11 protein-coding genes are annotated in these 10,789 nt (G+C 66.9%); 7 read left to right on the forward strand and 4 right to left on the reverse strand.

What is annotated here, in order from left to right; translation table 11 throughout:
* Positions 1–43 precede the first annotated feature (43 nt).
* The 7 genes from ACFYTS_RS03870 to ACFYTS_RS03900 all read left to right on the forward strand — a co-directional run bounded on the left by ACFYTS_RS03870 (position 44) and on the right by ACFYTS_RS03900 (position 6,113).
* The gene (locus ACFYTS_RS03870) at positions 44–619 is read left to right on the forward strand and encodes an FKBP-type peptidyl-prolyl cis-trans isomerase (RefSeq protein WP_357279840.1); all 576 of its coding nucleotides are present in this window, start codon (positions 44–46) and stop codon (positions 617–619) included.
* A 184-nt stretch (positions 620–803) separates the two neighbouring features.
* The gene (gene tig, locus ACFYTS_RS03875) at positions 804–2,213 is read left to right on the forward strand and encodes a trigger factor (RefSeq protein ID WP_357279837.1); all 1,410 of its coding nucleotides are present in this window, start codon (positions 804–806) and stop codon (positions 2,211–2,213) included.
* Between the two features lie 235 nt (positions 2,214–2,448).
* On the forward strand, positions 2,449–3,039 hold the full coding sequence (locus tag ACFYTS_RS03880) for an ATP-dependent Clp protease proteolytic subunit (RefSeq protein WP_357090243.1): 591 nt from the start codon (positions 2,449–2,451) through the stop codon (positions 3,037–3,039).
* A 37-nt stretch (positions 3,040–3,076) separates the two neighbouring features.
* Positions 3,077–3,751: an ATP-dependent Clp protease proteolytic subunit gene (locus tag ACFYTS_RS03885; RefSeq protein WP_357279834.1), complete on the forward strand. Its 675-nt coding sequence runs from the start codon at positions 3,077–3,079 to the stop codon at positions 3,749–3,751.
* A gap of 310 nt (positions 3,752–4,061) precedes the next feature.
* Entirely contained in the window at positions 4,062–5,342 is a 1,281-nt protein-coding gene (gene clpX, locus ACFYTS_RS03890) for an ATP-dependent Clp protease ATP-binding subunit ClpX (protein WP_357090239.1), read from the forward strand.
* 106 nt (positions 5,343–5,448) lie between these two features.
* Complete coding sequence (locus tag ACFYTS_RS03895; protein ID WP_387301153.1) at positions 5,449–5,715, forward strand: hypothetical protein; 267 nt, start codon at positions 5,449–5,451, stop codon at positions 5,713–5,715.
* Positions 5,712–6,113 carry a type II toxin-antitoxin system VapC family toxin gene (locus ACFYTS_RS03900; RefSeq protein WP_387301155.1) on the forward strand — a complete coding sequence of 134 codons (402 nt, stop codon included), beginning with the start codon at positions 5,712–5,714 and terminating at the stop codon, positions 6,111–6,113. Before ACFYTS_RS03895 ends, ACFYTS_RS03900 begins: the two co-directional genes overlap by 4 nt.
* A gap of 177 nt (positions 6,114–6,290) precedes the next feature.
* Here ACFYTS_RS03900 and ACFYTS_RS03905 read toward each other — a convergent pair whose 3' ends face one another.
* The 4 genes from ACFYTS_RS03905 to ACFYTS_RS03920 all read right to left on the reverse strand — a co-directional run bounded on the left by ACFYTS_RS03905 (position 6,291) and on the right by ACFYTS_RS03920 (position 10,509).
* Complete coding sequence (locus ACFYTS_RS03905; RefSeq protein ID WP_387301156.1) at positions 6,291–6,833, reverse strand: hypothetical protein; 543 nt, start codon at positions 6,831–6,833, stop codon at positions 6,291–6,293.
* A gap of 72 nt (positions 6,834–6,905) precedes the next feature.
* Entirely contained in the window at positions 6,906–7,277 is a 372-nt protein-coding gene (locus ACFYTS_RS03910; RefSeq protein WP_387301158.1) for a nuclear transport factor 2 family protein, read from the reverse strand.
* 102 nt (positions 7,278–7,379) lie between these two features.
* A complete protein-coding gene (gene fdhD, locus ACFYTS_RS03915; RefSeq protein ID WP_357279829.1) occupies positions 7,380–8,192 on the reverse strand; it encodes a formate dehydrogenase accessory sulfurtransferase FdhD in 813 nt (270 codons plus the stop codon).
* A gap of 13 nt (positions 8,193–8,205) precedes the next feature.
* A complete protein-coding gene (locus ACFYTS_RS03920) occupies positions 8,206–10,509 on the reverse strand; it encodes an FdhF/YdeP family oxidoreductase (protein ID WP_387301160.1) in 2,304 nt (767 codons plus the stop codon).
* Positions 10,510–10,789 lie beyond the last annotated feature (280 nt).

A 10,789-nucleotide genomic window follows, 5' to 3' on the forward strand; every position in this document is an offset into this window, starting at 1 on the left:
TCGCAATCTGTGCGGCAACCGGACTGGACGGACAGGAGCGGGAATGCGCTTGGTGGGCAAGGTCGGTGTGATCGGTGCGGTCGCGGCCGCCACGATGCTGGCGGCCGGTTGCGGCGGCAGCAGCGACAACAAGGCGTCGTCGACCACGACGACGACCGCCGCCGCCACGACCAGCGCGGCGGCCACCACGGCCGCGAGCAAGGGCCGCGAGTGCACCGCCGAGGACATCAAGGTGGACGGCGGCTTCGGAACCGCGCCGACAATCACGCTGCCCGCCGACTGCGATCCGCCCAAGGAGCTCATCACCAAGGACCTGGTCGTGGGCAGTGGCCCCGAGGCCAAGGCCGGGGACAAGCTGAGCACCAACTACACGCTGATCACCTGGTCCAACCAGAAGAAGCTGGACAGCTCCTTCGACCGCGGCAAGCCGCTGCCCCTCACGCTGGGCGCGGGCCAGGTCATCAAGGGCTGGGACCAGGGCCTGGTCGGCATCCAGGAGGGCAGCCGCCGCCTGCTCATCATCCCGCCCGCCCTCGGCTACGGCGACCGCCCGCCGAGCGGCATGAAGCCGGGCGAGACGCTGGTCTTCGTGACCGACGCCGTCAAGGTCGGTAGCTGAGATAAACCGCCAGTACCAGGGCGACCGGTCCACCGACCGGCCGCCCCGGTGCCCTGTGCGGCATTCGGGCGCCCCCTGCGCGACGACCGGTTACACGGCCCCCCGGGCCGTCAACTAACCTGGTCGGGATGCGTTCGGGGGGAACCTAGACGTCAACCATGAACAACGAACAAGGAGCATGTCCGTGAAGAGCACCGTCGAGCAGCTGAGCCCGACTCGGGTCCGCATCAATGTCGAGGTGCCCTTCGAGGAGCTCAAGCCGGACTTCGACCGCGCCTACAAGGCTCTCGCGCAGCAGATCCGTATCCCGGGCTTCCGTCCGGGCAAGGCGCCGGCCAAGCTTCTCGAGGCCCGCGTCGGCCGTGGCGCCGTGCTGGAGCAGGTCGTCAACGACGTGCTGCCCAAGCGCTACAGCGAAGCCGTGATCGAGACCGAGGTGAAGGTCATCGGTCAGCCGGAGATCGAGATCACCAAGATCGAGGACGGCCAGGAACTGGCCTTCACCGCCGAGGTCGACATCCGCCCGGAGATCTCCCTGCCGGACTTCTCGAACATCAAGGTCGAGGTCGACCCGATCGAGATCACCGACGCCGACATCGACGAGCAGCTGCAGTCGCTGCGTCAGCGCTTCGGCACCCTGACCGCGGTCGAGCGGGCCATCGAGAACGGCGACTTCGTCTCCATCGACCTGTCCGCCACCGTCGACGGCGAGGCCGTCGAGGAGGCCTCCACCACCGGCCTGTCCCACGAGGTCGGCTCCGGCCAGCTCATCGAGGGCCTCGACGAGACCCTGATCGGCCTCAAGGAGGGCGAGTCCAAGGAGTTCACCTCCAAGCTGGTCGCCGGTGAGCACGCGGGCAAGGAAGCCGTCATCACCGTGACCGTGCAGTCGGTCAAGGAGCGCGAGCTGCCCGAGGCCGACGACGAGTTCGCCCAGCTGGCCAGCGAGTTCGACACCATCGACGAGCTGAAGGAAGACCTCAAGACCCGCGTCGAGCGCGTCAAGAAGGTCACCCAGGCCGGCGAGATCCGCGACAAGGTGCTCGAGCAGCTGCTCGAGACCGTCGAGATCCCGCTGCCCGAGGGCGTCGTCAAGGCCGAGATCGACGCCGTCGAGCACGACGCCGTCCACGGCTTCGACCACGACGAGGCCAAGCTCGCCGAGGCGCTCGAGGCGCAGGGCTCCTCGCTCGAGGAGTTCAAGGCCGACACCAAGCAGGCCGCCGAGAAGTCGGTCAAGACCCAGCTGCTGCTGGACGCCGTCGCCGAGGCCGAGAACACCCAGGTCGGCCAGGACGAGCTGTACGAGCGGATCATCTTCCAGGCGCAGCGCTACGGCATGAGCCCGGACCAGTTCATCCAGCAGATCCAGCAGGCCGGTCAGCTGGGCGCTGTCTTCGCCGACGTGCGTCGCGGCAAGGCCCTCGCCGGTGTCGTGGTCCAGGCGGCCGTCACCGACACCGCCGGCAACACCGTGGACACCGCCGAGATGTTCGGCAACCCGGCCGAAGAGGCCGAGGAGGTCTCCGCCGAGGAGCTGGCGACCGTCGCCGACGCCACCGAAGCCGCCGAGGCCGAGGCCGAGGCCAAGTAAGAATTTCATCTCACCCCTGTGTGCGGGGGTTCTCGGGTGACACCCCCGAGAACCCCCGTACACCGGAACGCGAAGCGTTGACGTAAGTTTGCGCTGTGAGCGAAGCAGGGCGGTACCGGGAGTTCGGTGCCGCCCTGCTTCGTTAGGGTTTGTGTCAGCGAATCAGTAGGGGCTTGTTAACCGAGCCGTTGAGAGAGGGCAGGTATCCGTGACAATTCATCAGGCAGGGGTGCGCATGACATCCGCGACTGCTGGTCTGAACCTCAGTGATTCGGTGTACGAGCGCCTGCTGCGCGAGCGCATCATCTTCCTGGGCACTCAGGTCGACGACGACATCGCCAACAAGCTGTGCGCGCAGATCCTGCTGCTGACGGCCGAGGACCCGACCAAGGACATCTCGCTCTACATCAACTCCCCGGGTGGTTCGGTGACCGCCGGCATGGCCATCTACGACACCATGCAGTTCGCCGAATGCGACATCCGCACCGTCGGCATGGGCCTGGCCGCCTCCATGGGTCAGTTCCTGCTCGCCGCGGGCACCAAGGGCAAGCGCTACGCGCTGCCGCACGCGCGGATCATGATGCACCAGCCGTCGGCCGGTCTCGGTGGTTCGGCCGCCGACATCGCCATCCAGGCCGAGCAGTTCGCCTACACCAAGCGTGAGCTGAACGAGCTGCAGTCCCAGCACACCGGCAAGTCCATCGAGCAGGTCACCGCCGATGCCGACCGCGACCGCTGGTTCACCGCCGCCGAGGCGCTCGACTACGGCTTCATCGACCATGTGGTCACCCACGCCAGCCAGGCGAACGGCAGCAGCAGCAAGTAGTTCCGCAGCCCACCACACAGACTTTGGAGAGACGTTTATGTCCAACATGATCGATCCGCGGGCCGCGGGCATCACCTTCGCCGCCGCCGGTAACCTGCCGCAGTCGCGCTACATCCTGCCGCAGTTCACCGAGCAGACCAGCTTCGGCGTCAAGACCTCCGACCCGTACAACAAGCTGTTCGAGGAGCGAATCATCTTCCTGGGCAACCAGGTCGACGATGTCTCCGCCAACGACATCATGGCGCAGCTGCTGGTGCTCGAGTCCCAGGACCCGGACCGCGACATCACCATGTACATCAACTCGCCCGGCGGCTCGTTCACCGCGCTGATGGCCATCTACGACACCATGCAGTACGTGCGCGCCGACGTCGCCACCGTCTGCCTGGGCCAGGCCGCCTCGGCCGCCGCGGTCATCCTCGCGGCCGGCGCTCCCGGCAAGCGCGCCGCGCTGCCGAACGCCCGCATCCTGATCCACCAGCCGTCCACGTCGGGTGGTATTCAGGGCCAGGTCTCCGACCTCGAGATCCAGGCCGCCGAGATCGAGCGCATGCGTCGCCTCATGGAGACGACGCTGGCTCGCCACACCGGCAAGGACGCGGACGTGATCCGCAAGGACACCGACCGCGACAAGATCCTCACCGCCGAAGAGGCGAAGGGCTACGGGATCGTGGACACGGTGTTCGAGTACCGCAAGCTCAGCGCCCAGAAGTGAACTGGGTGGGTGGCGGGGTAGCGGCGTGCCGCGAACGTCCCCGCCACCCGGGCAGAGGTGAGTCCACGCACATGTCCGGCGAGAAACGTGCCCAAGTTGTCGACCTCGGTCACGCGAAACGGGTACGGTCACTCTAGGGACCTTTGCTCGTGGTTGTCGGCTCTGCTCTTCGTTCGAAATCAGGTTTGGATAGACAGCCGAATCGCCGGATCCGCAAAATCAGGGGTCGCGGCATACGCTCGAAGAAGGCAGCTCGCCGGCAACCGGGGACAGACGGTTGCACGCGGACAAGGAAGTAGGGACCCAGGAGATGGCGCGCATCGGTGATGGCGGCGATCTGTTGAAGTGCTCGTTCTGCGGAAAGAGCCAGAAGCAGGTCAAGAAGCTCATTGCGGGACCGGGGGTGTACATCTGCGACGAGTGCATCGACCTGTGCAACGAGATCATCGAGGAAGAGCTCGCCGAATCCAGCGAGGTCAAGCTCGACGAACTCCCCAAGCCCGCGGAAATCCGGGACTTCCTGGAGCAGTACGTGATCGGGCAGGATTCCGCGAAGCGGACGCTCGCGGTGGCGGTCTACAACCACTACAAGCGCATTCAGGCGGGCGACAAGGGCCGCGACTCCCGGGGCGAACCGGTCGAGTTGGCCAAGTCCAACATCCTGATGCTCGGCCCCACCGGCTGTGGCAAGACCTACCTGGCGCAGACGCTGGCGAAGATGCTGAACGTGCCGTTCGCCATCGCCGACGCCACCGCGCTGACCGAGGCCGGTTACGTCGGTGAGGATGTCGAGAACATCCTGCTCAAGCTGATCCAGGCCGCCGACTACGACGTCAAGCGCGCCGAGACGGGCATCATCTACATCGACGAGGTCGACAAGATCGCCCGCAAGTCGGAGAACCCGTCCATCACCCGTGACGTCTCCGGTGAGGGCGTGCAGCAGGCGCTGCTGAAGATCCTGGAAGGCACCCAGGCCTCGGTGCCGCCGCAGGGCGGCCGCAAGCACCCGCACCAGGAATTCATCCAGATCGACACCACGAACGTGCTGTTCATCGTGGCGGGCGCGTTCGCCGGCCTGGAGCGCATCGTGCAGGACCGGGTCGGCAAGCGCGGCATCGGTTTCGGCGCGGAGGTCCGGTCCAAGGCCGAGATCGACACCGCCGACCACTTCGCCGAGGTCATGCCCGAGGACCTGATCAAGTTCGGTCTGATCCCCGAGTTCATCGGCCGTCTGCCCGTCGTCGCCTCGGTCACCAACCTGGACAAGGAATCCCTGGTCCGGATTCTGGCCGAGCCGAAGAACGCGCTCGTGAAGCAGTACGTGCGCCTGTTCGAGATGGACGGTGTGGATCTGGAGTTCACCCAGGACGCCCTGGAAGCCGTTGCGGATCAGGCGATCCTGCGCGGCACCGGCGCCCGCGGTCTGCGCGCCATCATGGAGGAAGTGCTCCTCCCGGTCATGTACGACATCCCCAGCCGGGATGACGTGGCCAAGGTGGTCGTCAACGCCGACACGGTGAACGACAATGTGCTGCCGACCATCGTGCCGCGCAAGCGCTCCGCCCCGGAGCGCCGCGAGAAGTCCGCCTAGCAGGGCGTAGCGAACAGAGAAAGCCGGCTCCGCGAGAATCCTTCTCGCGGAGCCGGTTTCGTATTGTCCGGGCCTGTCCGCACCGGTGCATGTAGAAATTGCATGCATGGTTGCCTTGCAGATCCGTGATGTGCCCGAGGAGCTACGGGACCGGCTGGTCGTGCTCGCGAAGCAGCGCGGTCAGTCGCTGCAGGCATACCTGTTCGATCTGATCAGCGATGAAGCGCGCCGGAAGGACAACCTCGTTGTGTTGAAGCGTTTCGGCCCGACCGGATCAAGGGTGGTGTTGTCGGCCGATGACGTGTCCGCCGCACTCGACGCCGAGCGCGCTGAGCGGGAGACGGCATTCGATGATCCGGCGGTGTCCGGGTGATCGTTGTCGATGCATCTGTTTTCGCCCATGCGTTGCTGAACGAAGGAGGACTTGGCGATCGGTGTCGTGCCATCCTCGACGACGACGATCGTTGGATCGCGCCTCAGCATTGGACTGCCGAGGTGATGTCGGTGATTCGGCGGCTGCTCGCGGCGGGCAAGATCACTCGCGAGCGTGCAGGCCGGGCGGTCGAAGCGCTGGAGCGTCTCGACCCCGAAGTCCCGCTGACCAGAGTTCTCGTATCGCGCATGTGGGAACTTCGCGACAATCTCACCGCCTACGACGCGGCCCATGTCGCCGCCGTGGAAGCCTACGATTGTGTCCTTGTCACCGCGGATGCCCGCCTGGCGAATGCCCCGGGAATTCGCGGTCAGATCCAGGTCGTCGATTCGGTGTAGTTGTCCACGCGCGCCCTCCCTTGCGCCGATGGAGTCGGTGACGGTCGGGGTGAGCCGACTGCGCCCGTTGCGAGAATCGCCGTTGATCCTCCGTGGTTCGCCGTTGAACCTTTACTCCGCTACTCCGAAAATCGGTGCGTTCGGGTCACCTGTTACGACGGCGCGACCACGGAGAATTCATCGCTGGGGCGGGTTGCCGCGGCGGGGGAATTTGAAGGTGAACGGGGCCGGTTCCGGGACCGGGAAACGTTCGCGCGGGGCGACCAGCAGGACGGCCAGGCCGAGCGCCGGGAGCAGCAGGGCCGCGAAGAGCGACAGGCCGTAGCTGAGGCCGCTGAGCGCGTCCGGCCGGTGGAAGGCGTGGTACAGGAAATGCGGGAGGCCGAAGACCAGCCAGCCCAGTCCCGAAACCCGGGCGATGACGCTGTCGCGGTAGTAGAGCGCGGCCGCGGAGATGGCGCCCAGCGCCAGGAAGAAGGCCCCCACGTCGGCGGCCAGGTGATGGTTGTAGGGCCCGTCGGCGCGCACCCAGCGCAAGCCGAATCCGGGATAGCTGTCGTAGAACGATTCCGGGGCGATCACCGCCCACAGTCCGGTGACCAGGCCGGTCGCGGTGAGCGCCCCCAGCATGATGAGCAGTGCGATCCAGCGCCGCCGGTTGATCTCCAGCCGCATGCTGATCCGCACCCCGTCACCGGTGCCACGCAACGAGATCCGCACAGGCCCTCCCACCCTCGCCGAATCACTGTGCTGTCACCGTAATTCGGGCGAGGGTGGGGGGCAAGCCTGTGACTAGATCTGCTCCATCGCGAGGTCGTCCTGACCCCAGTAGGCGCGCATCTTGATGATCTTGCCTTCGTCGTTCAGCTCCATCACGTCGATGGGCGCGAGGGTCATGCGGTGCCCGTTGGACACGGTGACCAGGGTGAAGTGGGCCGCGACGTGGTTGCCGGCCACCTTGACGGTGTGCAGCTCGGTCTCGCGCTCGAGGTTCTCCAGCGCCTTGTACAGCTCGCCGATGGCCTCGTGGCCACGACGCTCGGGGCTGCCGATCGGGTCCTCGATCACCGCGTCCTCGGCGTACAGGTCGAGGATGGCCGAGGTCGGGCCGGTCGCGACCAGCTTCACGTACTGCTCCACGACATCCCGGGGCTGCGCTGCCATAGGGGTTCTCCCATCAGAATTGAAACGTGTTCTATTGCGGAGACTAGCAGCCGGAGCGGCGGAAAGGACCCCGCTGCCTCACCCTGTGGAACACCGCGGGCATCACAGTGCGATGCGGTCCTCGCCGGTGTAGACGTTCATCGTTTCACCGCGTAGGAAACCGACCAGGGTCACACCGGAATCGGCGGCCAGATCCACCGCCAGCGAGCTGGGGGCCGACACCGCGCCCAGCACCGGAATGCCCGCCATGACGGCCTTCTGGACCAGCTCGAAGGAGGCGCGGCCGCTCACCATGAGGATGAGATCGTTTGCGGGGAGCCGATTCTCGCGCAAGGCCCAACCGACCAGCTTGTCCACGGCATTGTGCCGGCCGATGTCCTCGCGCACCGCCACGGCCTCGCCGTCCGCGGTGAACAGACCCGCGCCGTGCAGGCCGCCGGTGGCGTCGAAGACCTGCTGACGGGAACGGAGTTCGGCCGGGAGCTTGGCGAGGGTGTGCACATCGATGCGGGGCGTGCCCGCCGGAATCTCGTGGCGGATGCGGGTCCGGACCTCGTCCAGCGCCGTCTTCCCGCACAGGCCGCACGAGCTGTTGGTCAGGAACGGCCTGGGCTGGATCGGAACCGGATTCCGCAACTGGATGTCGAGGACGTTGTAGGTGTTGTGCCCGTTCTCGTCGGTGCCCGCGCAGTAGCGGGCGCTGACGATGTCCTCGGCCGTGTCGATGACGCCCTCGGCGTAGAGGAAGCCGTGCACCAGATCGATGTCCGCGCCCGGGGTCCGCATGGTGACCGTCAGTGACTGCCCGCCGGTGCGGATCTCCAGGGGCTCCTCGACGGCCAGGGTGTCCGGCCGAGTGATGGTCCCGTTCGGGGAGATACGCAGCGTGCGGCGGCGTGCGGTGACTCGGCTCATGCGGGGCCCCGGTTCATGCGGTGATGTGGGTGTGCGGTTCGAAACGGATGGTGACCGCCTTGGAGACGGGCGTGTTGGAGCGTTTCGCGACGTGGTCCAGGGGGATCAGGGGGTTGGTCTCCGGATAGTAGGCGGCGGCATTGCCGCGCGGGGTCGGGTAGCCGACCAGGCGGAACCCGGCGACGCTGCGCTCGGTGCCGTCCTCGAACTCGGAGACGACGTCCACCAGGTCGCCCTCGGTGAATCCGAGCGCGGTGATGTCGGCCGGGTTGACCAGCACCACCCGGCGGCCGTTGTGGATGCCGCGGTAGCGGTCGTCGAGGCCGTAGATGGTGGTGTTGTACTGGTCATGGCTGCGCAGGGTCTGCAGGATGAGGCGGTCCGCGGGGACGGGCAGCCAGTGCAGATCGTTGACCGCGAAATTGGCCTTGCCGGTGGCGGTGCGGAACTCGCGGGCGTCGCGCGGCGGGTGCGGGAGCTGGAATCCGTTGCGGCCGCGCACTTTCGCGTTGTAGTCGGCGCAGCCGGGCACGACCTGCGCGATGGCGTCGCGGATCCGGTCGTAGTCGCGGCGGAACACGCCCCACGGGACCTCGTGCTCGGGTCCGAACAACTCCTGGGCGAGCTCGCACACGATGGCGACCTCACTGCGCAGCTGATCGCTGACCGGGGTCAGGCGGCCGGTCGACAGGTGCACCATGGACATCGAGTCCTCGACCGAAACCTGTTGGCGCACACCGTCCTGGACGTCTTCGTCGGTGCGGCCCAGTGTCGGCAGGATCAGCGCGGTGCGGCCGTGCACGACGTGGCTGCGGTTGAGCTTCGTCGAAACCTGCACGGTGAGAGCGCACGTGCGCAGCGCGGCCTCGGTGACCTCGGTGTCGGGGGTGGCCGACACGAAATTGCCGCCCATGCCGAAGAACACCTTGCCGCGGCCGTCGCGCATGGCGCGGATGGCGTTCACGGTGTCGTAGCCGTGGGTGCGGGGGCTGGTGATGCCGAATTCGCGGTCCAGGGCGGCCAGGAACGGTTCGGGCATCTTCTCCCAGATGCCCATGGTGCGGTCGCCCTGCACATTGGAGTGGCCGCGCACCGGGCACACGCCCGCGCCGGGCTTGCCGATCATGCCGCGCAGCAGCAGGAGATTGGTGGCCTCCTCGATGGTGGCGACGCCGTGCACCTGCTGGGTCAGGCCCATGGCCCAGCAGATGATGGTCGACTTCGACTCGGCCAGCAGCGTCGCGGTGCGGTCGAGGTCTTGGCGCGACAGCCCGGTGGCTTCGATGACCGTGTGGAGATCGACGGCGCGCATGTGCTTCTCGTAGTCGGCGAAGCCCGCGGTGTGCGCGTCCACGAAGGCGCGGTCCACCACGGTGCCGGGCGCGCGGTCCTCGGCGTCGAACAGCAGCTTGGCCAGGCCCTGGAACAGGGCCATATCGCCGCCCAGGCGGATCTGCAGGAAGTCGTCGGCGATGCTGATGCCGCCGGTGAAGCCCTTGACGGTCTGCGGGTCCTTGAAGCCGATGAGTCCGGTCTCGGGTAGCGGGTTGACCGCGATCACCTTCGCGCCGTGCGCCTTCGCCTCACCCAGCGCCGACAGCATGCGGGGGTGGTTGGTGCCCGGGTTCTGCCCGGCCACGATGATCAGGTCGGCCTTGGTGAAGTCGTCGATGGTGACCGAGCCCTTGCCGATGCCGATCGAGCTGACCAGGGCGGTGCCCGAGGACTCGTGGCACATGTTCGAGCAGTCGGGCAGATTGTTGGTGCCGTAGGCGCGGACCAGCAGCTGGTAGAGGAAGGCGGTCTCGTTGGCGGTGCGGCCGGAGGTGTAGAAGACGGCTTCGTCGGGGGAGTCCAGGCCGCGCAGGGCGTCGGCGATCAGGCGGTAGGCGTCGTCCCAGTCGATGGGGGAGTAGTGGGTGTCGCCCTCGCGCAGCACCATCGGATGGGTGAGCCGGCCCTGTTGCCCGAGCCAGTAGCCGGACTTGGCGGCCAGGTCGTCGAGGGAGTGGGCGGCGAAGAACTCGGGGGTGACCGTGCGCAGGGTCGCCTCCTCGGCGACGGCCTTCGCGCCGTTCTCACAGAACTCGGCGGGGCGACGCCGACCGGTCGGTTCCGGCCAGGCGCATCCCGGACAGTCGAAGCCGTGGCGCTGATTCACCCGGGCCAGCGTGCGCGCCGTGCGCACCACGCCCATCTCCTCGACCGCGCGCTCCAGGGCGACGGTGACCGCCCTGACCCCCGCGGCCTCGGTCTTCGGAGCCGTGACCTGGAGCGCGGACTCGTCGATATCGCTCACAGGCGCGGCTCGATGCATGGTGACGATTGTCCTCTCGGCGCGATGGAGCGTCCCAGTCGGTCATCGCCATCGTAGGGCGCGGTACCTGAGACCCAGCGGACCGGTCGGTCCCGAGTGTGAACGGGCGTGATCACCACAGCGATAGACAGGGCGGCGGGGGCGCGGTTGGCCTTACCATCGAACAAGCGAGGTCACGCCGAATGAATACTTCACTGAATTCCACTCGGCGTGCTGGTGGGGACCGGCACGCGAAACTGGCCCGCGCGGTGAGATTTTCACCCCGGACCTTACACCTTGT

The sequence above is a fragment of the Nocardia sp. NPDC004151 genome (genome assembly GCF_042874235.1).
Classification (GTDB): domain Bacteria; phylum Actinomycetota; class Actinomycetes; order Mycobacteriales; family Mycobacteriaceae; genus Nocardia.

Bases quoted from the DNA above. Each gene is read 5' to 3' on its own strand.
- ACFYTS_RS03870 (WP_357279840.1), top strand. From the start codon at position 44: ATGCGCTTGGTGGGCAAGGTCGGTGTGATCGGTGCGGTCGCGGCCGCC.
- ACFYTS_RS03880 (WP_357090243.1), top strand. From the start codon at position 2,449: ATGACATCCGCGACTGCTGGTCTGAACCTCAGTGATTCGGTGTACGAG.
- ACFYTS_RS03885 (WP_357279834.1), top strand. From the start codon at position 3,077: ATGTCCAACATGATCGATCCGCGGGCCGCGGGCATCACCTTCGCCGCC.
- clpX (WP_357090239.1), top strand. From the start codon at position 4,062: ATGGCGCGCATCGGTGATGGCGGCGATCTGTTGAAGTGCTCGTTCTGC.
- ACFYTS_RS03895 (WP_387301153.1), top strand. From the start codon at position 5,449: ATGGTTGCCTTGCAGATCCGTGATGTGCCCGAGGAGCTACGGGACCGG.
- ACFYTS_RS03910 (WP_387301158.1), bottom strand. From the start codon at position 7,277: ATGGCAGCGCAGCCCCGGGATGTCGTGGAGCAGTACGTGAAGCTGGTC.
- fdhD (WP_357279829.1), bottom strand. From the start codon at position 8,192: ATGAGCCGAGTCACCGCACGCCGCCGCACGCTGCGTATCTCCCCGAAC.
- ACFYTS_RS03920 (WP_387301160.1), bottom strand. From the start codon at position 10,509: ATGCATCGAGCCGCGCCTGTGAGCGATATCGACGAGTCCGCGCTCCAG.